The organism is Paenibacillus sp. MER TA 81-3 (genome assembly GCF_023713585.1).
Classification (GTDB): domain Bacteria; phylum Bacillota; class Bacilli; order Paenibacillales; family Paenibacillaceae; genus Paenibacillus_B; species Paenibacillus_B profundus.
Window position 1 is genome coordinate 102,419 of the sequence record NZ_JAMAWB010000013.1, and the last position, 25,971, is coordinate 128,389.

22 protein-coding genes and 3 pseudogenes are annotated in these 25,971 nt (G+C 41.9%); 5 read left to right on the forward strand and 20 right to left on the reverse strand.

Features of this window, described 5'->3' with window-relative positions:
- Positions 1-58 precede the first annotated feature (58 nt).
- The 3 genes from M3650_RS19350 to M3650_RS19360 all read right to left on the reverse strand — a co-directional run bounded on the left by M3650_RS19350 (position 59) and on the right by M3650_RS19360 (position 2,908).
- Positions 59-1,726 (reverse strand): DUF6138 family protein, encoded by a 1,668-nt coding sequence (locus M3650_RS19350; RefSeq protein WP_251577002.1) that lies wholly within the window; start codon positions 1,724-1,726, stop codon positions 59-61.
- A gap of 97 nt (positions 1,727-1,823) precedes the next feature.
- Positions 1,824-2,114, reverse strand: a complete 291-nt coding sequence (locus M3650_RS19355) for a DUF4274 domain-containing protein (protein ID WP_251577062.1) — start codon at positions 2,112-2,114, stop codon at positions 1,824-1,826.
- Positions 2,115-2,236: 122 nt separating this feature from the next.
- Positions 2,237-2,908, reverse strand: a complete 672-nt coding sequence (locus M3650_RS19360; RefSeq protein ID WP_251577003.1) for a hypothetical protein — start codon at positions 2,906-2,908, stop codon at positions 2,237-2,239.
- A 377-nt stretch (positions 2,909-3,285) separates the two neighbouring features.
- Between M3650_RS19360 and M3650_RS19365 the strand changes: the two genes are divergently transcribed.
- Genes M3650_RS19365 through M3650_RS19375 form a run of 3 tightly spaced genes read left to right on the forward strand, consistent with a single transcriptional unit; the run spans position 3,286 to position 5,738 of the window.
- Entirely contained in the window at positions 3,286-4,050 is a 765-nt protein-coding gene (locus tag M3650_RS19365) for a MerR family transcriptional regulator (RefSeq protein WP_251577004.1), read from the forward strand.
- 21 nt (positions 4,051-4,071) lie between these two features.
- Positions 4,072-4,704 (forward strand): GNAT family N-acetyltransferase, encoded by a 633-nt coding sequence (locus M3650_RS19370; protein ID WP_251577005.1) that lies wholly within the window; start codon positions 4,072-4,074, stop codon positions 4,702-4,704.
- A gap of 26 nt (positions 4,705-4,730) precedes the next feature.
- Positions 4,731-5,738 carry an alpha/beta hydrolase family protein gene (locus M3650_RS19375; protein WP_251577006.1) on the forward strand — a complete coding sequence of 336 codons (1,008 nt, stop codon included), beginning with the start codon at positions 4,731-4,733 and terminating at the stop codon, positions 5,736-5,738.
- Positions 5,739-5,846: 108 nt separating this feature from the next.
- Here the strand turns inward: M3650_RS19375 and M3650_RS19380 are convergent.
- From M3650_RS19380 to M3650_RS19415, 7 genes and pseudogenes are all read right to left on the reverse strand, one after another.
- Positions 5,847-6,161: pseudogene (locus M3650_RS19380) on the reverse strand (lipase family protein); the annotation flags it as partial.
- A gap of 51 nt (positions 6,162-6,212) precedes the next feature.
- Entirely contained in the window at positions 6,213-6,422 is a 210-nt protein-coding gene (locus tag M3650_RS19385; protein WP_251577065.1) for a hypothetical protein, read from the reverse strand.
- Positions 6,415-7,653 (reverse strand): annotated as a pseudogene (locus tag M3650_RS19390) (ISL3 family transposase). The gene M3650_RS19385 and the pseudogene M3650_RS19390 overlap by 8 nt, the downstream one beginning before the upstream one ends.
- A 151-nt stretch (positions 7,654-7,804) precedes the next feature.
- Entirely contained in the window at positions 7,805-8,677 is an 873-nt protein-coding gene (locus tag M3650_RS19400; protein ID WP_251577009.1) for a CPBP family intramembrane glutamic endopeptidase, read from the reverse strand.
- A 90-nt stretch (positions 8,678-8,767) separates the two neighbouring features.
- The gene (locus M3650_RS19405; protein WP_251577010.1) at positions 8,768-9,394 is read right to left on the reverse strand and encodes an ABC-2 transporter permease; all 627 of its coding nucleotides are present in this window, start codon (positions 9,392-9,394) and stop codon (positions 8,768-8,770) included.
- Complete coding sequence (locus M3650_RS19410; RefSeq protein WP_251577011.1) at positions 9,387-10,253, reverse strand: ABC transporter ATP-binding protein; 867 nt, start codon at positions 10,251-10,253, stop codon at positions 9,387-9,389. Before M3650_RS19410 ends, M3650_RS19405 begins: the two co-directional genes overlap by 8 nt.
- Positions 10,250-10,633: a GntR family transcriptional regulator gene (locus tag M3650_RS19415; RefSeq protein ID WP_251577012.1), complete on the reverse strand. Its 384-nt coding sequence runs from the start codon at positions 10,631-10,633 to the stop codon at positions 10,250-10,252. Before M3650_RS19415 ends, M3650_RS19410 begins: the two co-directional genes overlap by 4 nt.
- Before the next feature lie 831 nt (positions 10,634-11,464).
- On the opposite strand from M3650_RS19415, the gene M3650_RS19420 reads away from it, so the two are divergent.
- Positions 11,465-11,608 (forward strand): hypothetical protein, encoded by a 144-nt coding sequence (locus M3650_RS19420; RefSeq protein ID WP_251577013.1) that lies wholly within the window; start codon positions 11,465-11,467, stop codon positions 11,606-11,608.
- A gap of 72 nt (positions 11,609-11,680) precedes the next feature.
- Here the strand turns inward: M3650_RS19420 and M3650_RS19425 are convergent, their stop codons facing one another.
- The 3 genes from M3650_RS19425 to M3650_RS19435 all read right to left on the reverse strand — a co-directional run bounded on the left by M3650_RS19425 (position 11,681) and on the right by M3650_RS19435 (position 14,951).
- Positions 11,681-12,808, reverse strand: a complete 1,128-nt coding sequence (locus M3650_RS19425) for an NAD(P)/FAD-dependent oxidoreductase (RefSeq protein ID WP_251577014.1) — start codon at positions 12,806-12,808, stop codon at positions 11,681-11,683.
- 230 nt (positions 12,809-13,038) lie between these two features.
- Positions 13,039-14,061, reverse strand: a complete 1,023-nt coding sequence (locus M3650_RS19430; protein ID WP_251577015.1) for a serine hydrolase domain-containing protein — start codon at positions 14,059-14,061, stop codon at positions 13,039-13,041.
- A gap of 65 nt (positions 14,062-14,126) precedes the next feature.
- Positions 14,127-14,951: a MerR family transcriptional regulator gene (locus M3650_RS19435; RefSeq protein ID WP_251577016.1), complete on the reverse strand. Its 825-nt coding sequence runs from the start codon at positions 14,949-14,951 to the stop codon at positions 14,127-14,129.
- Positions 14,952-15,243: 292 nt separating this feature from the next.
- Between M3650_RS19435 and M3650_RS19440 the strand changes: the two genes are divergently transcribed.
- Positions 15,244-16,788 carry a flavocytochrome c gene (locus tag M3650_RS19440; RefSeq protein ID WP_251577017.1) on the forward strand — a complete coding sequence of 515 codons (1,545 nt, stop codon included), beginning with the start codon at positions 15,244-15,246 and terminating at the stop codon, positions 16,786-16,788.
- Positions 16,789-16,909: 121 nt separating this feature from the next.
- On the opposite strand, the pseudogene M3650_RS33180 reads toward M3650_RS19440, so the two are convergent.
- From M3650_RS33180 to M3650_RS19480, 7 genes and pseudogenes are all read right to left on the reverse strand, one after another.
- Positions 16,910-17,631: pseudogene (locus tag M3650_RS33180) on the reverse strand (ATP-binding cassette domain-containing protein); the annotation flags it as partial.
- Between the two features lie 769 nt (positions 17,632-18,400).
- Positions 18,401-19,687 carry an IS110 family RNA-guided transposase gene (locus M3650_RS19455; RefSeq protein ID WP_251577020.1) on the reverse strand — a complete coding sequence of 429 codons (1,287 nt, stop codon included), beginning with the start codon at positions 19,685-19,687 and terminating at the stop codon, positions 18,401-18,403.
- Between the two features lie 145 nt (positions 19,688-19,832).
- The gene (locus tag M3650_RS19460) at positions 19,833-20,141 is read right to left on the reverse strand and encodes an excinuclease ABC subunit UvrA (RefSeq protein WP_251577021.1); all 309 of its coding nucleotides are present in this window, start codon (positions 20,139-20,141) and stop codon (positions 19,833-19,835) included.
- A 651-nt stretch (positions 20,142-20,792) separates the two neighbouring features.
- Complete coding sequence (locus M3650_RS19465) at positions 20,793-21,836, reverse strand: hypothetical protein (RefSeq protein ID WP_251577022.1); 1,044 nt, start codon at positions 21,834-21,836, stop codon at positions 20,793-20,795.
- 321 nt (positions 21,837-22,157) lie between these two features.
- Positions 22,158-23,051 (reverse strand): NAD-dependent epimerase/dehydratase family protein, encoded by an 894-nt coding sequence (locus M3650_RS19470; protein WP_251577023.1) that lies wholly within the window; start codon positions 23,049-23,051, stop codon positions 22,158-22,160.
- Between the two features lie 67 nt (positions 23,052-23,118).
- On the reverse strand, positions 23,119-24,228 hold the full coding sequence (hppD, locus tag M3650_RS19475) for a 4-hydroxyphenylpyruvate dioxygenase (RefSeq protein ID WP_251577024.1): 1,110 nt from the start codon (positions 24,226-24,228) through the stop codon (positions 23,119-23,121).
- 17 nt (positions 24,229-24,245) lie between these two features.
- Positions 24,246-25,958 carry an ABC transporter ATP-binding protein gene (locus M3650_RS19480; RefSeq protein WP_251577025.1) on the reverse strand — a complete coding sequence of 571 codons (1,713 nt, stop codon included), beginning with the start codon at positions 25,956-25,958 and terminating at the stop codon, positions 24,246-24,248.
- Positions 25,959-25,971: the final 13 nt, after the last annotated feature.

Genomic DNA, 25,971 nt, shown 5'->3' on the forward strand with positions numbered 1-25,971 from the left:
CACAATGTCGCTGCCATCCTGATTATTTATCCGTTCACCATAGATGATTTCAAAAGCATTAACAGAGCGAGAGCGCCAGCAGCTGCTCCAGTCTTTCTTTTAGCGGAGCTTCTGCTTTTCGTGCCGCTCCCTCCAGCTTCTTCACGCTTCCAAAGACTCGGCACACGACCATCTCACATTGGTAGCTCTCTTTGTCTTGCAACGCCTCGATAAGCGCCTCGGCAAGCTCAGGGCGGTCGATGGTCAGATTTTTCACCTTAGTCCCCTCGTCAATGCCTGCCAGCAACATGGATACGATCACCTGCATATGCTCTGCCTTTACGCCATGCGCCTCGATAAATGCCTGCGGGTAGCCGTCCTGCACCATCTGGTGCTCCGTATCCACCATTCCCATATATCGGCATACCAAGGAGAAATAATCCTCGCTGTATAAGCCGAGTCCTAGTACGGCATAAGTGCCCGGCATAGCCGATTTCTCGCTTGGCTCCACATCGCTGTACCATGCGAACTCCTCCATTGCCGTATCCGCATATTCTGCAACCTTTGTGAACAACGCCGGATAGCTGAGTGCATTGGCAAAAAAACGATGCAGCTTGGACTTCGCCAGCTTTTTATACGGAAGCACATGCTTTTGACTGCTTTTCAGCTTTAAAGTGTAGCCTTTGGGAAAGCCTTTACGCAAAAGATCGATGATATAATCGAGCGCTTCTCCGTATGCTGCCTCCTCCTCAGAGAGAATCCGGATGTCGATCGTCTGCGTCACATCATTGTTGCGGGCCTCTACTCGCTCTCCCTGATAGGTACTCGCAAATTTTCCGCTGCCTATTTTCAAATAATCTGCTGCTCTCTTTGAACCCAATTGCACCGCCAGCTCCAGATACTTCAGCCGAGTATCCGGCTCGTTGAAGCCAATCTGTACGGATGCATAAAGAAAGAATTCCATTTCTTCAGCATCTTCAGAGGGATGACTCGCTTCCTCCTTCAACACCCACTTATCACTATAATCATCGGTTTGGTTAAAATGCTGCGGTAGAAAATGATCCTCCGCCCAACTTTTGAAGGCCCAAGTATATCGGCCGATCCAATAGGATTTGCGCTCTTGGTTCGTAGTCAGCTTATCGGAGAGGCGGCGGATCAAAGGATCGATCTCTCCTGCGTTCTGCTTCATGAGATCAGGATTGACCAAATGGCTGGCAAAAAAGAAGTAATCTTTTTCAGCTGGCACCACTGGCGGCTCAGATAAAACCTTTGTTTGAATAAATTGCTCCAGTGTCTGTTTTAGTTGACTCAACTTTGGCTTATTTATGACCTGTTGGTTAAGCGATAATAGCGAATGCTCCCATTCAAACTCCAATACAACTTTAAACTTGTAATCAAAGAAATAAACTCCCAGCTCCTCAGAGCGGAACAGTCGCTCTACTCGTTCGCACAAGGCAGGAAAGAATTCCTCAATTAGAAGCTCATTGGTCAACTCTGTAAGATATGAACCCGCTTCAACTTTATAGGAGCTGTCAGACCAAGAGTATGGCTCGTGAATATCGATACGTATGCTGCCATTTGCCCATGTAAACTTGCCTTTTCTCCATGCGACTCGAAGATAATCCATGACTCCAGCCTGCAATCTGCTATGTTCCTTAAACTCCTTGATCCTTTTGCTTTCTTTTGCGTAAATCGAAGTAACTTCTTTCCACACATCATTCAAAAAAGCTTCTACAGCGTGATTCAACGGTGTCTCCTCCTGACTAAAGTGAAAATGCTTTCACCTTCTACGTTGCTGCCCATATTACACTTCAACATGAGAGCTAGCCTCTTTACGATAAGTTCTAATCCAAGCTCGCCTTCCAACGCATTCCCTCTGCTGATTTCTGGAGATCCGAATCATCTTTTTCCAGCCAGTATTCCCCTTCCATCAGCTCATACATGTCCATCAGCGTTATCTTGGGGGTGGCCGGATTCTCGAAGATAGACAGCATCGGTTCTGGCCCATTGTCCCAGTTGTAGCTGTTCACGACTGCATGCAGCAGAACCGGCGAGTCTAAGAGACGAATCTTCTTGCTCATCCTGCTGAGAGATTCCTCATATAAAATCTCATCAATGGTCTCCTGTTCTTGCACCGTCAACGTTAGACGAACCGCTCCATCCGTATCGAGGAGCAGATCAGCGATTCTGTTGTCACTACGAGCCGCGTTCCAAGCGGTGGCTAAGATGCCCTGCGTAAGATCGAGACAACTTCCGTTTACGAGCCAATATATAGCTTGTGTTCGTAGAAGACTGCGGAATAACCGAGTCTGTACAGCTCGAAGTACGGTGCTAACGGATCAACCTTTAGTCCGTAACGGTGCCACTGCAAATAATAAGAGATCCAGTAATTGCAGGCAATCGAGTAATAAGCCTCATCCAGAACTTCAATCGGTTCATCATCGTCCGTATGCTCATTGATAACTTCGAACAGCGCTTCATACACATCAGGATCGCGAGATTGGCGGATGGTGTTTATCTTCCCATGCGGCAGGAGTTGAACTTCTTTAATTCCAGACAGGTATGACGCTGCATCTGCCGCACCTTCCAATTCTTCACACTCGTCCATCAACTCCTTCAGCCCTTTTATAAGCTGTTCGCCATGTCCTTTCAGTACATCTGGAGGCACATCTGCAGTTTTACTATTAAAATAGGCTGGCACCGTGTCTCCGCCAAAATCCGCGGGATCGAGGATGTCATACATCTGTTCAATACGCTGCAAATAGGCCTCTCCATCTTGAAGCGGCTCAAAGGTAGCCTCTACCCCTTTACCGCTAGGCATATACATTTGAAAATATCCATAGAGTGAATCTGCATCAATAACTTCATCGGCTTCTACTTCTTCATCCATGAGCTGGATTAAATATCTTGCGTACGACTGTTTATCCATATGTACACTCTCCTTATCGCAATTCATTAGGGACAATCCCGTCATTGTAATCGTACAGGTGAAAAAAATCAGGAAATTGGAGTCCTATGTTCCATTGATAGATCAAGTAGAAGGAAGGGATTCCATTCCTGATTATGGTTAGTATACGGGGTGAGGAAGTTAGCAATCAACCTTACAGCCCACTAGTATTTGGGGAAAGATACCTCGGTCCTACTTGGTTAAGCCTTTGTTCCCTATAAATGCTGGTTCGGTCATTAGATCAAAAGACACACTATTTCCTGTTTTATAAAATTATTTTTCAGCAAGCACTTGACCTTAGGTCTGACCTAAGGTGTATCGTTGAGATATTCCAAGTTTCCCCCATAGGAGTGAACGTGATGAAAAGTGAAATTACGATTAGTGAATTAGCGAAGCTGATGAACGTGTCTGTTCATCAAATCCGATATTTTGAAGAGAAAGGCGTTCTTCAACCCAGCTACACAGATAACAACCAGTATCGAATGTACGAGGTAGAGCAAGTATACCAGCTGGCGCAAATTCTGTTGCTTCGCAAGCTGGAGGTGCCGGTTTCATCCATTAAGGAATGTATGACTTCTTATTCTGAAGATCAATACCGACAACTGCTTCATTCTTCCCTGCGAGATATAGAAGCGGAAGTGCAGCGTCTTATGGAGCTCCAACAGTTTATCCAAAAAGTGTTGCATGAACAGCAAAACGTAATGAAATCGACCAGCTCGTATCAAATCAAGCGGCGAGACACTTCATATTTCACACGGTGGATCGAGATGTATCCCCAGACAAAGCTTACTGCCAAACAATTGGTTGAGCAGCCGAAGCATATTCTGAACTTATTCGAAATGGATATCCACTACATCGATGATGGTTCAAGCCTAAACACCTTGTGTCTGGAAACGCAAGAACCTGGCGATTTTTCTTTGCCGGAGGGGGATTACCTTTCGCTGCTGTGCATCATTCAAGAAGTGGATGAGCTTGATCAAGTCGTTGAACAGTTCTATGACTATGCTGCTGCGCAATCTTATGTTGTATTGGGACCTCTAATCCTCATTGAGAAATCGTATTTGTCTCTGTTCAGCAACAACAAGCTTCACTACGAGCTGCAAATGTTAATAGAGCGGTTGTGAAATCCGAAGGAGGCCATAATCATGACTACGGCGCGGATAACGATTGAACCGATGCAGGTCAAGTACAATGCCCAAGTTGGCCGATTGCTCGTTCACGGGTTTCGCGGGAAGTTCCAGCACCTTACGAACTTGAGTGAAGAGAAGCTTGCTCTTTTTTTCGAGAAGCTGTTGGATCACTTCCCTGCTGAACCCGCTAGCTTGAGGATTGTCGCGCTGCAAGCGGGAGAAGTGATCGGAACTTTATCGATCAAATGGAATGCGAATTCAGATGTTCAGCAAGAAAAGAGCAAGCTTCCAGCGTGGAAGAATTTTAATCACATTGGGAAATGGAACTTTCTTAAACTGTTCATAGGGTTATCCTTATTAGAACATAAGCCAGTGGCGAAGGAATGTTATATTGCTGACGTGGCTGTCCACCCCGATCATCGAAGCAAGGGAGTTGGAAGTTTGCTATTGGAATGGGCGCAGCAGTTTGCCATAGCAGAATCAAGCTTGAGTATATTAAGCTTGCACGTCGCAGGTACGAACCCACGGGCAAAACAGTTGTATGAGCAGTTATCCTTCTCTACTCATACTCAAGAATATAGTATTCTGCGCCACTTCTTCTTCAGTGAAGGAAAATGGAATTATATGACTCGAAAATTGAAATCATAGAGAGCTTTTTATAAGGAGAAAGCAAGATGAAAAAGAAAATAACGATTTCCTTGATCATGATCGTTTTGATATTGGGCGGTGCTGGACTATATATTTTGAATCAACACAACTTTGACATGGTTGAGCAATCGGTTGAAATTCCCTCGCCTCAAGGTAAATTGACAGGCACCTTAGTACTGCCTAAAAACTACACGAACAAGCTGGGGCTCGTGTTGTTCATACATGGGGACGGCCCCATTGACGCTTCCCACAATGATGGCTATAAGCCGCTATGGGAGCGGCTGGCTTCCCTTGGTTATGCTTCCTTGTCTCTGAACAAAAGAGGCATTAACGGTTCGGAAGGCAACTGGGAGCATCAGAGTATAGATGACCGTGTGGAAGAAGCCCGTCAGGCGATTGCATGGGCAAAAGAGCAGCCGATGATTGATGAGAAGCAGATCGGGGTGTGGGGAGCGAGCCAGGCGGGCTGGGTCATTCCGAAGCTTGCCAAGAAGGAGCCGCTCGCTTTCAGCCTTGTTCTATCCCCTGCGATTAACTGGATCAGACAAGGTCAATACAATACACGCAGTGAAATGCAAGCTGATGGAAAATCGGAAGCGGAAATACAGGACAAACTGGCCTATAACCGACAAGTGCGAGAGCTTTTAGAGAAACATACCCCCTATGAAGAGTATGTCAAAATCGCTCGTGAAAATAGTCTGATGTCGAGAGACAGATGGATATTCGCCGGTAAAAATCTAATGTCAGACGCTACGGATGATCTTCGTCATTTCAACTCACCTGTCCTCTTGATGCTGGGCGAAGAAGATATCCATGTCGATGTGAGGGATACCGAGCGGGTATATCGAGATATTATAAAGCCTGAGCTGCTGACCGTTGCTGTCTTCCCTGATGCTGATCACTCGATGCTCAGCAAGCAAACGGTGAACTCGAATCTACGTGCAACGCTCATTAGTCTCTTCGCTCCCCGACAAATTACGATACCGGCTTATATGGACGCGATCGAGCAATTTCTCAAGAAACTTCCTAAATAAACTGATAAATAATATGGATTCCATTCGAAAAGGATGCCCTTCATGATGTTGAGGCGCATCCTTTTTACATGTGCAAATGATATTACATTGTACGTTTCTCGGCTTTTTCTAACCTTCACTGCAAACTCCTTTGAACGGCACACACAAACTCGTATCCGGACAAAAACCAGGGTTATTCTCGCACAGTAAGCTAGCGTAATTAGGATTCTTTTGGCTCAGATTCTTAAAATAACAGACAATCTCATGATTACGAATAGCCAAACTATTCAACTGAAAGGAGACCGGATATTTCGTCTTCACATGCTGATAGAATAATCCGTCCCTCGTAAACGTTAGCAAAGCGCGGGTCTCCAATACGAGGGCTACCGTACGTATATACGAAGGGGTACTTAAACTTGTGTTTACTGCAATGTCTAAAGCTGCTGAATAAGATATCTGTTGTTTGAACTATAAGACACCATCTTAGCCGCTAATTTATATATTCTCTTGTTTCAACGCATCAATAATGTTTTCCTTCTTTACCTTTGCGCTAGAATATAACATGGCCGAACCGACAATGACGAATACGGCGGCAATGACAGAGAGAATACTCACCCAAGAAAAAGTAAATTCAATCGCAGCGATGGTTACCTTGTTTAATTCCGGCTCAATCCCAAAGTTAGTGCTTGATTCAATTTTAACCATAATGCGCGTAGTTGCATTCTACGAGAAGACCTTGCACGTAACGTTCGCGGTTTCGAGTAAAATAGTGCCTACGCTGAAAAGCTTTTATTCGGTTGTTTCGCCCCTCAACCGCAGCGTTCGTCCCGTGACAACGATGGTAATTCAGGATCTCGGTTTTCCAATTTTTAATGGTTTTCAAACAAAGCATAATCGCCGGATGTTGAATTTGTTTGCCCTGAACGAGCCAGTGATGCAGCCATTGCTTGGCGGTATGTACATTTGGTGAGCAATCGTACCATCGACTGAAACTTTCTTTCCAAGCGTGAGCTTGCTTCAGCAAAGCGGAATATCCCAGTATGTCTCGTAGTTCCTCCTGCTTATCAACAGACAAGGATTCCACACGAGGATTCAGAAGGCGATGCTTTGCCTTAAGATGTGCTTTCGCTTGTGGAGCTAGGGTAGGGGTGATCGATTTGCGAATCGATTGAACCGCCTCTACGACATACCGCTGCACATGAAAACGGTCAGCTACACGGATGGCTTCAGGAAAACATTCTCGAATCCAAGTGTGGTAATACGGAGCTAAATCCATCACAACAGCCACGGGACGCAGCGCTAAAAAAGCAGGACTCTGCTTTGCATAGATCCGTAGTTCATCCAGCTTTCGACCAGGCAAAATGTCCAGTAGCGTTTCGCCGCGTAAGTTATGAATGCCCGTATTGTAGGTGTGTCCTTTTCGAATGGCAAAGTCGTCAATCCCCAGAACAAGCTTGGACATAGAAGCAGCTTCTTTCCATCCTTGCTTTTGCAGGCGTTTACTTTCGATGGCTAGCCACTGCTCATGCTTGTGATGAAGGGTGCTGTTTGGCAGGAAATGAAGCTCTGCGCTTTGTTTGACCGTAGCCACACGTGCCGTCTGAAGTGCTTGCTGTTCAAAGGCTTTCGTATATCGCTTCCCTGGATCAACAAAGGAATAATTCCAGACGAACCCGCAATCACAGGACTTTCAGAACAGTCGGATGGCAGGAACGAGAAGATAGATTCTTTGCCCTCCAACTCCCAGATGACGAATTCGGCGAACCCGATTCTGTCCTTTACTGATGACGTGCTCCGTTAATTGGCAACATGGACAGGCTTGTCTCACAGCGATGGGAGTTACTTCGATATGGAGGGTGCTTTCATTGATTTCCAAGACTTGTTTTGTTTTTACATCTGGCAGTCGGAGTAAAAAATCGGTATACTGATTGTGCATCTGTCATTCCTCACAGTTGGATTGGTCGCACAACCATCTTACGGAATGTTCAGATGTTTTTCTATTATTCAAGCACTATGTTTTGGATTGAGCCCTTTATATACTTCACTTTATTTTTACTTCAGGCTATTGTTGATAATGTTCAATGTATTTATGAATGAGTATCGGTCCGAATCATTTTCCTTTTCTGTATCAAACGTTTTGTGCCTAATATAACGAGCGATACGATAATGCCCCCGATTTGCATCATGGCGATAGCGAATAGAAAGCTGAGTCCGTGCACTGAGTCTTGGTAGGTTATGATTGGCGGTACGCCATATACATGCGGGAGGATGGCAAACCTCATAATTTCTAAGTATGTAAGGTGATAACCAATCGATGCCCAGAGACTTCCGGTCCATAAACGGAGTAACTGCAAGCCTACTCCAAAACAAAAAATGATTACGATATAAGAGATGTCAAGCGATACTCCGGGTGCAAGTCCAACGAACGCTTGAATTAGGGCAACCGCTGTCGTGACGGCTACAAATAGCAATGTTTGAAGTAATACGGATAACCAAGCTGGGAATCGATGACGTAACACATCATACAGAAACCCTCTCAATCCTAGCTCCTCTGGCAAAGCTTCATACAAAACTGCAAACACAACATTGATGAGCAGCGCAGCGAACCACTGATCGGGGGCATGCCATTTTTCAATGACAATCCAACCTTGAGAACTGGCTATAATGAAGCCCATTGCACCCAGTGCAATTGCCAAGAGAACCCCAGTAAAAAAGTGATATCCCCTTTTCCAGGAATATATCGGCGTCTTCGGTTTTATGCCAGTCATCCGATAGAGATGCTGATATAAATACAAAATAATAGGAACCACCAGCCCGCTCATTACAAGACCCTTAACCAAATATTGAGCATGCTTCGATGATCCGAACAACTGAACAGTAACATCACCGGAAGATGAAGCTAGAAACAGAGCAGCGACTAATGTTGACCATCCGGCGAGCAATAAACGTATCCATTTCATATTTTGATTTTCTCTCAAGTGCATCACATCGTAGTCCCTTCATTCCTTACAGGAGTCGTTTTATTTTCTACAAAAGAGATTAAGCGCTCTCTAAAGATCCTTTCTAGTAAACAGAACTGCAGCTATAAAGTAGGAAGCAATGAACAACAACATGATCCCGATCAGAATAAGATATACTGTTAGGTTACTATTTGATCCGTTCTCGTTGATCATATTCATAAACATAGCCGTAGGCTGCGCCATTGCAATTAGTATGATGTAGAGCACACCATTGATAATGGAAGTTCCTTTCTTACTAAGCGAATAAAAGAGCGGCAAATAAAAGGAAATCAGGGCTAGCACGATGGCTGCTGGACCCAGTATGTCCATACCTGAATATGCTGGCTTATTAAGCGCTGGGAATGCGAATGTAGCGAACATGTGAATGCCATAAGATGCAAGGACACTGACAAGGGTAATAATAATGGCCGTTATGTATTTCGCTTTAACGATATGCTTACGGCAAGTCGGCAGCGTAACCAGAAAATTGTGGTTATGGTTTTTGATATCGACCGTCGTACAGAGACTAAGTGTGGCGAAAGCGGTATAGATGCCCACAAGGTGTATAGACGATGAATGCTTTGGTATAAAGAAGGCACTGAATACAGTAAGAAACATGAGACTCATCCATATTGAGCTTTTTAAAACGATAAAGTCTTTCCGAAGCAAGTTAAGCATGTATGCGTCCTCCCTTGGCAGTGAAATACATGATGTCTTCTAAGGTTGGCTTATCTAGAATTGCATAATTCCCGAACAAATGCTCGGCATCCTGCCGATTATCCACTAGACCTTCAAAACCAACAGTGGTTTCACGAATCCCGATAAACTTATTTCGAATATCTGCATCAAGCAGATCTGAGTCGCCTTTTACAATAGCGTATCTCTCGAATATCGTATCTTTCACTTCACTGAATACGAGCTTTCCCCGATTGATGAACGTAATATAGTCCGCAATACGATCCAAATCTGTCGTGATATGAGTCGAGAAAATAATCGAATTTCTCTCGTTCTGCATCATCTCCGCAAGCAGATCGAGCATCTCCCTACGGAACACAGGATCAAGTCCAGAGGTTGGCTCATCCATGATGAGAAGCTCTGCCTCATGCGATAATGCAACTGCAAGGGAGAACTTGACCTTCATCCCCTTGGATAATTGTTCAATTTTCTTCTTCGGGGACAACTCGAACTGTTCCAGATAGCTGTTAAATTTCTGTTCGTTCCATTTCTTATAGAAAGGTGCGATCATCTTCTTCATGTCACGAATCGTAATGTGTTCATAATAGAAGCAATCATCCGACACGATGCCGATGCGCTGCTTGATTTCTACTTCTTGTGCAGGCATCTCGCAACCTAGTATCTTTATGCTCCCTGAGTCAGGACGAATCATGCCAAGCATCATCTTAATCAAGGTGCTTTTCCCAACGCCATTGGGGCCAATCAGACCGGTAATGTAGCCCTGCTTCACATCCATAGATACCTGATCTACTGTAAATTCAGGGTATGTTTTCGTTAAATTACGTATTTCGATTGCATTCATGGTGTGTGCTCCTCCTCGAACAATAGTTTTATATGATCAATTACATCTTGTTGATTCATATTTAATTCCTTGCTTTCACGAATGATCTCTATCATTTTTTCTTCTAGTTGTTTCATACGCTGCTCCCGAATGAAGTCTTTATTGGCCCCTGATACGAAAGAACCCTTGCCTACAACGGAGTCGATCAGCTTCTCTTTCTCCAATTCTTCATATACACGCTTGGTTGTGATGACACTGACTTGTAAATCCTTGGCCAGCTGCCTAATGGAAGGGAGACTGTCTCCTGCTTGCAATTCACCGCTCAGGATGCTCTGTCTAATCTGGTTCATAATCTGTATGTAAATCGGATCGCTCGATGCGTTGGATATTATTATTTTCATGTTCCATCACCTCGCTTCCGTTAATAAAGTGACTACCGTATATATATAATATATACACTATCCGCACTTGTGCGTCAATTTATAATTTATTTATTGTTTGAAGTTACATATTTTATTGAAAAATGCGCAATCCAATGAATATATGTTATTGTCCTCTGACAGGTACTTTCGTCGATGCGCTTTTACGTACAGATTTCGCAATACGCAAGCATCCTAGCTACAAGAGTGGCTTGGTCCCTCTCTTGGTTGTACTTTCACCAGCTAGATAATGCGTGCCTCTGGGCACGCAAAAAACAAAAAAGCACCAGCATCTCTACAGAGGTACTGGTACTTCCAGTTTTAGATATTGTATGTATCAATCAACATCAGTGACACAAAGTTATCCTTATTGAGTTTATTTACACAAAGTTACCCTTTTTAGTAGGGTCTAAATTAATCTGTTGAGGGTAACTTTGTGTCAACGTACTGCTTACAGGCTTACTTGGCGCTGCCTCTACAGCAAAATTCATGGAATCAACCATTTTTCAGACTGCATGGGTAGAGTATTCAAGGCCTTTCCCAAAAGGGAGAAATTCCAGTCCGTTATTCAGTTGTTTGTATTTATAATACAAGAACCCAATAACAAAATCTGCTTAGTGTTGCAATTGCTACTTTTGATACTACTTTCATTTTGTAATGCTCCTCTCAGAAAAATATTTCGCGCTTTTGTTACATGCAAAAATGACCCGCATCACCTGCGGATATAGTAGCTGCGAATGCATCTGCATCCATCTCCAACACCTGGCTTTCAAGCGGTGGCAATTCATTACGTCCAGATTCCATGAACATAAGATGTTTAAAGAGTCTCTTATTTCTCACATCCTGGAAGATGCGGATCAAAATAAGCTGACCGTGCAGAGTTACGATATGGGGAGAGGAAAGAAACTCAAAGGGGCGGCCATTTCATGTGTTGAAGCGATGACAAGAGTATTTTAAGCGAAAAACGCCGCTATGCTTCTAAGAATGAGAAGTTAGCGGCGAATCTGTTCAAAAGATGTATCTATTTGTTCAATTTTCATCCAATGCTTTTCGAATATCATAATCATTTAGATCGATATCCAGCTCCATTCCTACTGCCAATTTTGCCAGCTGGCTTCCCAGATAGGGTCCTACCGTCAATCCGGATGATCCCAGTCCATTTGCCGTTATAAGACCATCCCAGCCAGGGACAGCGCCGATCACTGGGAGAAAACCGGGTGTAAACGGACGAAAACCGACTCTTATCTCCTGTAAAGTGCTGTTTGCTAATTTTGGTGCCAATGTTAGCCCTTTATTCAGGATTTCCTGTATTCCTCCTGCTGTTACTCTCGTATCGTAGCCTTCGATCTCATTTTCATGAGTTGCCCCTATAACGATTTTTTGATGGTCAAAGGTGAGCATATATTGATCAGAAGGCGGCATAACTAAAGGCCAACTGCCAATGTCCTGTTGATCAGGAACGTGTAAATGCATAATTTGTGCTTTTTGAAAATTCACCTTAAAGTGAAGCCCTAAAGGCTGAAGTAGTGGATTTTCCCATGCCCCTGCACATACAATAACGAGATCAGACGAGAAGCTTTTCTCACCGACGGCTACTCCTGTTACACGGTTCGACTCATATTGAAGCGTGGCATCCCCATCGATCAAGACCGCCCCGTTTCTTTGTGCAGATCGGAGTAATGCATCGCGCAGCGCACGACCATCTACCCGAGCGGCACCGCTAATATGAACAGAATGATAGTCTTCTGCTAACAGCGGAAACCGCTCTTGGGTTTCTTTTTCATTAAGCTGGGTAATGTCACCGATTTCCGGTGCATCCGCTTTTCGTACATGTGCCCGCTCCTCCATCTTTCTGAGCTTCACCAAATCATCATGGATACAAAGAGCGCCGACTTGAGCATAGCCTGTTTCTGTTTCGCCCTCGCTTTTGAGTTCTTTAACTAATCCAGGATAAAAATATGCGCCGGCCTTTGCTAACTGGTACCAAGCTTTATTGCGTCGCTGTGATAGCCAGGGGCAGATAATGCCGGCAGCAGCATCTGTAGCCTGTCCTCTATCTTTTCGGTCTACAAGAAGGACATCTGCACCCATTTTTACTAACTGGTATGCTGTTGATGCCCCAAGAATTCCTGCTCCGACTATGATGACTTTCTTCATGATTACATTCCTTTCCTAACTCTCTGTATCCATTATAGCGAACCTCGCATGGTTGCATAACATGAACCATTTATTTCAAACCTTCTGTAGGTCGATCTCGGAGTTGATAGGCACTTCAGGTACATTGGTTAAAGACGGCAACTCTGCATTTCCCATACTATAGCAGCGAGCATGACTAGATTACCCCTGCCAACTCCCCATCAAGTTTGTCGAGCTTGGCGATCAAATATTTAGTCTATTACTGCCGGAATAATACATTCCTTAATCAGTGTCCATCTATCACGAGGATTCATCATGAATTCGGATGCAATGGCTACGACCAGGTCTTTGTCTGGAATGCAACAAATGACATTACCGCCATCGCCTAGTGCTGAGTATGCATACACGCCGTCCTCTTCGCGTAACCACCATAGATAACCGTAATGATTGGTGTTCATCGCTATTGATTCGTCAATCCATGTCCCCGACATAATCTGGTTATTGTCCCAAATGCCACGGTTCAGGTAGAGAACACCAAAACGTGCCATATCACGTGGACTTAGCGTAAGCCCCCATCCTCCTGTGGAGTTATGGTTTGGGTCTTTCACCCACCCTTTCACATTCTTCCCGAATAAATCCTCAAACCCGAATGACTTCATTTCATAATCCGGGATTTCTTTCATGCCGATGGGTGTAAATAAGCGTTCGTTGGCAAACTCACGGGCACTTTGTCCTGTGCTGCGAGTGATGATGGCTGAAAGCAGATGCGCCCCTGCGGTGGAATACTTAAAAGCTCCAATACTTCCTTTTTGGCCTAGCATATCCAGCGTATACGTTACCCAGTCAGGCTGCATACACATCTTGTCCAGCGGTTCGTGCCAGTCCTCAAATGGATAAGGAGCCGTCATCGTGAGAAGATGGCGTATGGTGATTTCTTGTTTCTGCTTATCAGCAGCATCGGGTACATATTCGGGGAAAAAATCCAGCACCTTCTGATCTACATTTTTTATATATCCAGCATCTATGGCAATACCAATAAGGGCAGATATTATACTTTTCGTTACAGATGCCACATGGTACGTATCATCCGGGCCATAGCCATTATAATATCTTTCATAAGCAATAGATGCATTTCTCACAACAACAATACCGTTTATATTGCTGTACTCGGCTTTTATCATAGGTTCAAGCTCTGACAGCTTTTCAGGGTCTATTCTCAAGGTTGCCGGCGCTACGGCTTGCCATTCTGTCGTTGGCCAGTTGTTTATGTTCATTATAGGTAGTACCTCTCTTAAAGAGTTTTTTTAGCAAGCGTTAAGGAAAATGTCAGGTCTTGCTTCTATTTTTTCTTTACAGGAAAATACACCTCGGTAACCATATCCTTATGAACGGTGGCTTGAATGGGGTCGGTTACATATACTTCATATGGTGATTTCACCAATTCATATCCTTCCTTTTCTACCCATTCCCTCAGCTTGGCATATACCGATGTCAATTCTTCATATGAACCCTTTACAACAGACTTCGCACAAAGGCCTCCAGGCAAATCTCTCGTTCCCTTTACAGCCTCTTCTATCGGGATAGCAAACTCTGTATCATTGCCGGCAGGATTGTATTCAGGGCTGTGATAAATCGTCATTGGAGTACCTAGCAAGATGAGTTTTTCAGCAGCAATCTTTTCATAGAGCCTGCTAAAATACTTTCCATATCCTGCAGCATAGTCATCGCTACTCATCATCCGGCGCATATAAAGGATATTCATTGGCTGGGTTTCAACAAGTTGTACTTCTATATTGTCAAGGTATGACATAATCGGTGTGCCCTTCTCTAAAGTTAAAATATCATGAGTCATTAGTTTGAGGATATGTTCAAGAGCATTCAGCTCTTGCTGTATTTCCCTTCTCTTGCGATTAAGGGCGGAACAAAGAATCTCTTCGGATTGATCCTCTTCCCATTCCAGAATGGATTTAATTTCTTCCAGAGAAAAATGATAAGATTTCAATCGGTTAATAAAGAGCATCTTTTTTAGTTGCCGGATGGAATAATACCGATAACCGCTTTCAGGATTTATCTCATCAGGATGAATTAATCCAATTTCATCATAATATCGAAGCGTTTTTGTAGATACTCCGCATATCTTTGAGAATTCTCCAATCGATAGCAAGAGGTCACCTCCATTCTTCGTAGTTTTACACGGACTACATGCTTTCCAGATCTTTGTTCCATTTCACTGTACACCTTCCCCTAATGGAAAAGTCAAATGCAAAAGTATTGAGTTTGGAGATTTTCACAAATAATAAAAAGTGGAAATTGACATGCTATATGTGATGAATCGCAAGAGAGTCCAGAGCAACCCCGGAGACTTTACCGTAGCAGTCGGAAGGGCACTCTTTGGGGGTTAGGCTCCTTATGTTCATCCTAGAGACAGTAGAAATTCAGTAGTGGAGGATTACATGATGCGAAAAAAATCAAACATTGCCCTGATTCTTCTGCTCTCCATCCTGCTCATCCTATCAGGATGCGGAAACGTAAGCAAGAAACCGGAGAAGAACGCGGGCACGAACAACACTGCGCAAAAAGAGAAGGATAAAGGGAAAAAAGATGCTGCGTCGGGTGCATCGATGGCGAGTTATACGCCGCTTGAGGAGCTAAAAAAGAGTTACGACATCGTGATCGTTGGCGCGGGCGGCGCAGGCATGACTGCCGCGCTTGAAGCCAAAGCCGCAGGCATGAATCCAGTCATTCTCGAGAAAATGCCGGTTGCAGGCGGCAATACAAGCAAAGCGTCTTCCGGCATGAACGCATCGGGAACGAAATTCCAAAAGGAGCAGGGCATTTCGGACAATAATGATTTATTTTACGAAGAGACATTAAAAGGTGGACATAACACGAACAATAAGGATATGCTTCACTTTTTCGTCGACAATTCAGCCAAAGCCATCGAGTGGCTGGATTCCATCGGCATCACATTGAACAATATCACGATCACGGGCGGCATGAGCGAGAAACGCACCCATCGTCCCAAAGACGGCTCCGCCGTTGGCCAGTATCTTGTGACCGGCTTACTGAAGAACGTTCAAGAGAAGAGCATCCCGATATTCGTCAATGCCAATGTCAAAGAAATTACGAAACAAGCTGGAAAAGCGAACGGGGTGAAAGTTGTCTTCGGTCAGAATGGCGAAAAAACGATCGCTGCGAAATCCGTCGTGATCACGGCTGGAGGATTTGGCGCCAACATGGACATCATCGCCAAGGTTCGGCCAGATCTAGAAGGCTATGTGACGACTAACCAAAAAGGAAGCACCGGCGACGGCATAAAAATGATCGAAAAAATGGGAGGCAACACGGTCGATATGGAACAGATCCAGGTTCACCCGACGGTGCAGCAGGAAAACTCCTACCTCATCGGCGAAGCGGTACGCGGTGAAGGCGCAATTCTCATAACGAGCAAAGGCAAACGGTTCATTAACGAGATGGCTGCTCGTGACAGCGTAACCGAGGCGATCACTAAGCTGCCGGAGAAAAACGCTTTCCTTGTATTCGATTCAGGCGTCAAATCACGCTCCAAAGCCGTCGAACAATATGAAAAAATGGGCTTTGTGAAGACAAAGGACACAATCAAGGCGCTGGCTGAAGAAATCGGCGTACCGGCGGATCAATTACAAAAGACCCTCGATAGCTGGAACAGTGCGGTAAAAAATAAAAAAGACGCCGAGTTCGGCAGAAAGACGGGAATGGATTATGACCTTACCGCTGCGCCGTACTACGCCATCAAAATCGGCCCAGGAATTCACTACACGATGGGCGGTGTGCGAATCAACACGAATACGGAAGTGTTGGACAAAGACGGAAAAGCGATTCCGGGTCTTTTTTCCGCGGGTGAAGTTACTGGAGGTCTGCACGGAGAGAACCGAATCGGTGGTAATTCAGTCGCGGAAATCATCATATTCGGCCGTCAAGCCGGTATTAAGTCCTCTGAATACGCCAAAATGGTAAAATAAGAGATTAAAACTGATAAAAGGGAGCTCCGCAGCGTACAGCGGGTGAGCTCCCTTTTATAAACTGTCAGCTATATAACCAAGTCGCGTCGAACGGATTGGAAAATACGGTGTAAATCATCGTCTATAAATATTGCGCTGTAACTGAGCGCTTACAATCCAGAATACCCAGTGGTGGCCCTTCGTATAAGATTTCTCCGCCACCAGTACCACCATCTGGGCCCAAGTCAATGATCCAATCACTATTCCGGATTACGTCCAAGTTATGTTCAATGACAACAACTGTATTGCCCTTCTCCACGAATTTATTGATGCTCCTCAGGATATTGGAGACATCTGACCTATGCAATCCAGTCGTCGGTTCTTCAAGAATATAGATGTTCCCCTTTGTGTTTAGTTCCTTTGCCAGCTCGAGCCGTTGGCATTCCCCACCGGATAACGTGTCCAGCGGCTGCCCTAACGAGAGATAGCCAAGACCGACTGTCTCCAGGCTTTTTAACTTTCTCCGAATGTCTTTCGCTTCAAAAAATTCCAAAGCATCTACCACGGACATCTCCATGATCTCAACATTATTCTTGCCATTGTACAAGTATTGGAGCACCTCTTGTTTGAAACGGCTACCTTGACAATCGCTGCATTACGGATGGATGACATCATGTCAGTAAAGGTCGCCGGATTGGAGCGGCTGTTGGCGTGCACCGGGCTTTGGTCAATGCGGATTGCCTCAGGGAAATCTTTAGCAAAAATTTCGTTTACGAGTGTGCTTTTACCAGACCCGGCAACTCCCGTAACAGCAGTGAACACACCTTTCAAATTATGAAGGCTGCTTTTTTGGCTTTCAAGAAACTCGGAAACCGGCCTTGGTGTTGTATTTATTTCTGCTTGACTGCTTACATATTTGGCTGTAAGCGTACCTGAAGACAATAATCCCTGGTAACTGCCGCTATACATAATTCTTCCGCCACCGGAGCCTGCATTCGGTCCAACATCTATGATATGATCTGCAATTTGAATGACATCAGGATCATGTCAGCAGAAAATAAAGTATTAGACTGGATGGCTTTATTCCACGCGGCTTTTCTAATTGTCATACCGTCAAACTCCATAAAATAAGTTATAGACTGAACCTTGAAATTGAAACAGCGACAGCCAAGGACGAGAAAATAAAGTCCTAGACTGTCGCTGTTTTATTGAACTAACGTCCCTCTATGAAGAATCACCTTTCTCTTAAATGCTCGCGTTTTCTTAGAATTTGACCATGTTGCATAGTTAAAAGACAACTTATTCATGGATTTGATTTGAAGGTGATGTAAATTATGGGGCTACAGGAAGCGCAAAAACATCCTCACCTAAACCTCTTCTCTGTAAAAAGTGGTTAATTCGGTAAAGTATGGTTGCACCTATGGATCCCCACATTGGCTCATGGTGGTCAACCCTCCCATGTCTCACAGAGTCTACGCTCCCACATTCCTTCATTCAACCTGTCCATGAGGTGGAGGTCAGATATGCTGCCCGACAGGATCTTCGTCCGTATGTTAGTGCCGTTCCGACTCATCCGTGCTTTAGTTGTCAGTTGTTTGTTACGACTTCAATTTCTAAGAAGATGCTGCTGTATTTAAGCTGCTAGTGGTACTTCCATGAATCGAGGGATATCCTGCATCATTTTTTCTTCACTGAATTCATGTCCCTTTTTCATGATGCCGAACAGGATCCGAATAAGCTTGTTACACAGGGCGATGAGAGATTGCATCTTTTTCAGCGGATTATCTGGCCGCTTGGTATAATACTCGTGCAATGCTTTAAAAGCTCCGTTCTTCGCTACCAGTGGCATCACGACACGGAAGAGCAAGGCTCGAAGTCGCTTCCTGCCTCTCTTCGTAATTTTGGTCTGTCCTTTGTGTTTGCCCGATGTATTTTCCCTTAAGTTTAATCCTGCGAGTTTTACGATCTGCTTGGGATGTCGGTACTGACGGATGTCACCAACTTTAGCCAGGAATCCGGCTATTGTATCCCGACCAATCCCTTTAATCGCCAGCAATTTCTGAACATATGGGATTTGCTTCATCAGCTCTTCCAACTTTGCATCAAGCTCTTCGAACTTACATTGGAGCAGTTCGTACTGTACCAATAGTAGCTGAAGCTCCATCTTGGCTAGCTCTGCACCTTGTTTCATGCCTATTGAACGACTGGCCGCGGCTTTCAGGCTCTTCACGCGTCCCAGGCCGAGTCCACGCTTGGCAGCTTCCCTTAGATGTCCCAGCAAAAACTCGTCTGACCTTGAAACAAGTTCATGCGGCAGCAAATAAAGGCTGAGCATTTGAAGGGCCGACTTGCATTCCCAATCCTTAAAAACTGTAAGTAATTCCGGAAAGTACCGATCCAGCCAGTTATGAACACGTCCTTGTACTACACGCAGGTCAGTCGATAGATGATCGCGAATTTTCATGGCTTCCCGCAGCTCTGCATAGATACCTTGGGGAAGATTCGGTACGGCGTATCTTCCATCTTTGACTAGCTGTGCGATGACTTTAGCGTCTTTAGTGTCATTCTTGGTCGGTGAGTTGTCATCCAGTTCTTTGCTTTTCTTCACATGCAGTGGGTTCACCACGACGCATAAAACTTGTTGTTCTTTTAGGTAATGTGCAAGGTTCAACCAGTAATGACCAGTCGGTTCCATACCGACTATGACCTCCTTGCAGGTCTGTTCTTTCATGATCTTCTGATACCAGCCTACGAATAACTCAAACCCTTCCCGACTGTTCTCAAAAGTAATTGGCTTCCCATACTCGACTCCGCGGAAGTCTTGTGCGCGAGCCACATGTTTGAACTTTGCAATATCTACACCCACGATGAGTGTAGTAGAAGTGATTTGATTAATTCGTTCATTTTGAGTAGAATGCATCTTGTAGTCTCCTTGGTTTGTTTTTGGTTCCGGTCGCTGGCCAGCATATGGGACCCATAAACATCATACCAAGGAGTCTTTTTGTTTCTCAAATCTCATATTTCTTCATTATAGGAATGCTGCCCGTTAGCGTAATGGGGCGTTACTAGTCTAATACTTTATTTTCTTTTGACAGATCATGCTCCACGACTAATACGGTATTTCCCTTGTCACGCAATTTGACAAGTAATTCATTTAATCGGTATACATCGCTTGGATGAAGGCCCGTGCTTGGTTCATCAAAAATATACATTAACCCTGTCAAGGTACTAGACAAATATTTCATCATTTTTACCCTTTGGGATTCACCGTCGGATAAAGTTGGTGTTTCTCTTGTCAGCGTCAAATAACTCAGCCCAACATCACAAAGATTTTTTAACCGTTCCACAATGCCGTGCACAATGGGTTTAGCCATAGGCACATTGATCTTCTGAAGAGCCTCAATTAACTCATCTAACTGCATGGATGTTAGATCGTAAATGGAATACCCCATAAGTTGGGAAGACATAACTTTCTCATGATATCGTGACCCGCCGCATGCAGGACATGTGCAAGTTGACCACGACTTTTTGGGGTTCCGCAAAAGTCCATACCATGAGCATGTCCCATAAAGGAACGCCTGCCGATGGTCCCCCATCAAACATTTCATTTCACAATAAAACTCTAGTATATTCTATCTCTCGAGAGGTTCCCCACTTCAATCATTTAAATAGACAATATACAAGTACATGGACTATTATAATTCTATTCGCATTCAATCGATACTAAATAACCCGTCGATCGATTGTTTATCGACGACGGGTATTTAAACAACTTACAAATTATTAATCCCTGTCTCACAATCGGGGATCATTCCCTAATGAGTTGAGGGGGCAACTTTAAAGCATTAGAACACTTGGGACAACAGCAGATGAGCAAGCAAAATTTAATTTCGGTAAATATGTCCGATTTCTTATCTTGTGCATAGATAACAGTAAGAAATACTGACACAACGATTCCTCATTTTTCATCACCGAACAATAGCCGTCGGTTGATAAAAATGTTATGTTGTTTACACTGAATAAGATTAATTCAGAGCGTCTAGCAATCTTTTTAACTCCGCTTCTTCCCTCAGTTTTATGGTTTCAAATGTCTCAATAATATTAATAATATAAGAGACGTCATTAGTTATATTATATTTTATAGCAGAGTTCCTCATATTTAATACTTCCTCTTCAATTCCTTTAAATTTGTTATATAACTCATTATTGTCAGTGGTGATAATGTTATTTTTAGCTAAATAATTTATTCTTTCAAGCATAAGCTTTTTGTGCTCCCACAAAACATGCAGGCTTCTTAAGAATCCTCCCTTATGTACATCAGTACCATCAAGAATACGTTCATAATATTGTTTCAAATAATTATATGTCTCTAAACCAAAGACATTATTATCATTATTATAATTTAAATAACCTACATTAGATTTTGAGTTTAAGTATTCATAAATTTGTTTGGAAACAGCATTTTTATCAAAAACATAATTATGATTCTCGTTAAATTTCAACAAAAAATTGGAGTTATCAGGATTATCCTTGAGTTCTCCGTTGGATAATAACTTTTCAATCGAATTATAGGCTACTGCAATTTCATCGAATGGAATCAAACTAGTCACAAATTGCATTTCGTTATTGAATCCGTATGTATAAAATACTTTTTCGTGTAGATTATACCCAAAAATTAATAAATGATGGGGAAGATGATTTTTCTTAAATGTTGGTTTGTTATGGATATAATACTCATCAATAAAAGCAACTACATAATAACCAAGATTAATACACTCGATGTAGAAATCCACAATATCATTTGTAATATTTCTCAAAATATCATTACCTAATCTTGTAGTAATAAGGAATGGATTGTTGTAAAATTCATATTGACGTCCTCTAAAAAAATTAAAATTGAATTCAGATTTATTTTCATAATAATGTTTATTCACAAAAACTTGTATGAAATTCGAATAAAACCATTGAATCGTTTTTTCTTCTGTGGCTGTAATCGATAAGGTATATGGCCATCTCAAGAAACCTACTAATGGTGACTCATTAATAGGTAATACTTTACTGTAATTCATCATAATATATTCTCCTTTTATGACAGCTTTGGTCTTATTGCATTTAGATAAAGTACGGTATTTACTTTTCAATGAGCTGATAGATATGATCCCCTTACGGTTAATAATCAAGGGTGGTTAGCATAATTTCTTTTACAATATATTTGCGCCCCTTGCAGATATGTACATATTCTTCAATACATATCATTCAATTCTTCTTTTAAATACTAAGTTTCAAATATCCCCACCCTTCCTACACTGGACATGAGCAGGGATTTTTAAAACTTTGTTAAACACTAAAAGGTTTACAATTCCTCCAATTCTTCTTCATTGTACATTTATTTACTTTATGTTTGAAGCAATTACATATTTACTTTTTACTAACGAAGTTAACCATTCATTTGTAGTGTTAAAATTAAAGCCTTTATTCTTTGCATAAGAATTACACATGTACCATGAAAATTCACTGTCATAAGGACCTTTGTTTTGAGCAATTAGGTTTTGAGACAGTTTAATCTCTTTCCCCATAGTGTTAGCAATTGCTGTTAAGAATCCTTGTGTCGTCAAGGCCTCATCGGAACAAGCATTTATTGGCCCATCTATGTCTCTGTTATTAAACAACCAAGTTAAAAAATCCGAAGCTTCCTCAGAAGAAATGAAAGACATCTTAGCCTGTAAATTTGAAACATTAATTCGGGTTTCATTTCTTATATGGTTAACATAAAAATCAAGTCTATTGGAGTAATCATCTCTTCCTAGAATATAAGGAAATCTCACTGATGTAACTGGGAACGTAGCCTTCTGTCTGAAAACTGCTTCCGCTGATTTTTTGCCCTCAATGTAATCATAATCAAACCTATTCTTCCATTGAAATTGGTATGTGGAAGAATCAAAGTCGGATTCTTTTAATGGTTGATTATAGAATCCGTATACTGCCTGAGAGGAAATATTGAAATAATGGTTTATTCTTTCTTTAAATATTTCAACTGACTCTAAAGCATCCACTGCATTAAAACATACAAAATCGCATACAATGTCCCATTCCTTATTACCTAGGGCCTCTTGCATAGAATTAGTGTCACACCGATCTACGATAATTCGCTTAACTGTATCCCCAAAACTATCAACTGTTATTCCTCTATTAGCAATAGTTACATCATAGTCTTTAAGCAAAAGCTTCTCTACAAGTAATTTCCCTACAAAACGAGTACCACCTAGCACAAGTACTTTCTGCATATTACCTCCATTTTTTATGACAGTGCAAACCAAAAGAAACTAAGTTGTTATAAATATTTTAGTATGATTATAAATTACCTCTTCGTGCTTGTTCTCGTTCTACTGCTTCGAACAAAGCTTTAATATTTCCATTTCCGAATCCCCTCGAACCTTTCCTTTGTATAATCTCAAAGAACAAAGTAGGACGGTTAGTAATTGGCTTACCAAAAATCTGGAGTAAGTATCCTTCCTCATCGCGGTCGACAAGAACTTGAAGTCGTCTTAAATCATTAATTGATTCATCTATTTCCCCAACCCTTGAGTTAAGTGCTTCATAATATTCTTTTGGAACATATAGGAATTCAACTCCATTTTTCTTTAAAGAATTAATACACTGGATAATATCGTCTGTTAACAAAGCTATGTGTTGAATACCAGGACCGTTATGATATTGTAAAAACTCATTTATTTGTGAATTTTTCTTTCCTACTGCCGGTTCAATAATAGAGAGTTTTACACGTTCACTACCATTCTTTAAGATTTTTGTCATCAATGACGAAGATTTCGAGCTAATCTCATCTTTAGTAAATGAATTTAATAAATCGAATCCAAAAATTTGTTCATAATAGTTAATCCATTCGTTCATATTTTCTACGCATATAGCAAGATGATCGACCCTTAAGAGATTGGGTTGCTCTTTATCACTAACAATTGAATCGTCAATCGCAACAAAACCTGGCGCAAAAACTCCGGAGTAATTTTTCTTTTCAACAAAGGTATGCACCACTTCACCAAAAGCTTTTATTTTTGCATATGCATAATATCCTTCGCCTTCCATAATTGATACTGGCTCTTCTACTACAATAGCTCCCTTATGTACTGCAAATTCGTATGCTTTAGACAGATTCTCGACGGTGAACGCAATATTACTAATGCTATCCCCATGTTTTTTTACATAATCCGCAATGTAACAGTCTGATGTATTCGCAGCTGTAACTACTATAGTAATTTCATTGTTTGAGAGAACATAGGATGTATGTTCTCTGTTCCCCGTTTCCAAACTACTATACGCAATAGTTTTAAAACCAAAAAGTTTTTGAAAGAAAAAAGCTGCTTGTTTAGCATTCCCTACATAAAGTTCAAGATAGTCAATATCATCAATTGCAATTTGTTTTTTCTTATCAGAATTAATTCCCATACTAACATCTCCTTTTATTAAACTGAGATAAGTTGTTGAAAAACTCCATTGACTTTTCGCAATTGTTCAGGCTTACCTTCTTGAACAATTTGCCCAGAATCAAGAACATAAATTTGATCAGCACTCAGCATTGTTTTCAATCCATGCGTGATAACGATCAAGCATTTAGATAAGGATAACTGTTTAATTGCCAAGTTTATTAGTTCTTCTGATTTAGCATCTAAAGCAGAAGTAGCCTCGTCTAAAATTATTATTGATGAGTTTCTGACTAAGGCCCTTGCTAACGCAATTCGCTGTCTTTGTCCTCCTGACAAATTAAAACCATTCTCTCCAATTTCAGTTGAGTAACCATTCTCTAGTGCCTCAATAAATTCATGTGCGTTAGCAGCAATTGCAGCTGAAACTATTTCCTCACGACTAGCCTCTAAATTACCCAATCGAATATTTTCTTCTATACTGCCATTAAATAAAAATGCATTTTGGGGAACAAACGATATTTCCTCTCGAATCTCTTGTGTTGATATATTACTATAGGAAACATCATTAAGATAAATGTCACCCGCAGTTGGGGCATGAACACCCATTAATAACTTAGCTATGGTTGATTTTCCACTTCCACTCTCCCCCACTAGTGCGATCATCCCCCTTTCTGGGAATGTTATATTTACATTATTTAGTACTTGTTTTTCGGAATTCAAATAATTGAAACTAACATTATTAAATCTAAGACTTACACTAGCAGTTGAGATTACCTTTGGCTTCTCAAGGAGAATATCCTCTTGTTCTAAAAAAAGCTGTTCTAGTCGTCTCGAACCAGCAAGCGAAGTTTGTAATTGCGCAAAAACTCCTCCTATTTGCAAGAAAGAGGACGACACACTTATGCTTAACTGCACTAATGCCGTAAGTGTTCCTAAACCAATACTACCATTAGAGAGCATTATTGCACCCACTGCAAATGCTCCACCAAAGTTTATAAATCCAATCAAGTAATTCGCACATTCCAGTTTAGCAACCTTTTTACCTCGAGATACTTCTAAGCACACATTTCCTTTATTCACCCTATTAAATTGTCCAACAACAATGGAGGATAAATTAAACATCTTTATAACATTTACTCCTGCTATTATATCGAGCAATCGAGCAGTCCTAACAGCAAGTCTCCTTTGTATGGAATCACTTATTGAACGTAGTTGTTTTGAATAAAAGCTAATGACTATTGCAGAAAGTACTCCAATGCTAATTAGAAATAATCCAATTTTCCAATTAAGTAATAACATTGAAATAATAGAACTAAGACTAATTATGATATGAAATACAATTGCTTTAATTTGTGAAGTGAATAAAGTTTCAATTGCTCTAATATCATTATTAAAGAGAGAAAGTAGGTTTCCGCTGTGATGTTGTTGAAGATAGTCGCTCGGCATGCAATTAATTTTTCTGAATGTTGCCAACATAATGGAATTCATTATTTTTTTCACTGATCGTTGATATAAATAATAAAAGATAGGTGAGATAGTCACTAGAAGAATGATTGGAACTAAGAAAAACAATGAACTTCTGATTAACAAGTCTCCACTTAACGTAACTGATGCATCAAATAAATCCTTCCATGCAAATGCTTGCAAAACAATTAAACTTGCAGTGACAGCACAGTCCCCTACTATGCCAAATGAATACACAAACAATTGAGGTTTTAAAAATGACCATAAGCTATATTTTTGATGGTTCATGCACCAACCTCCT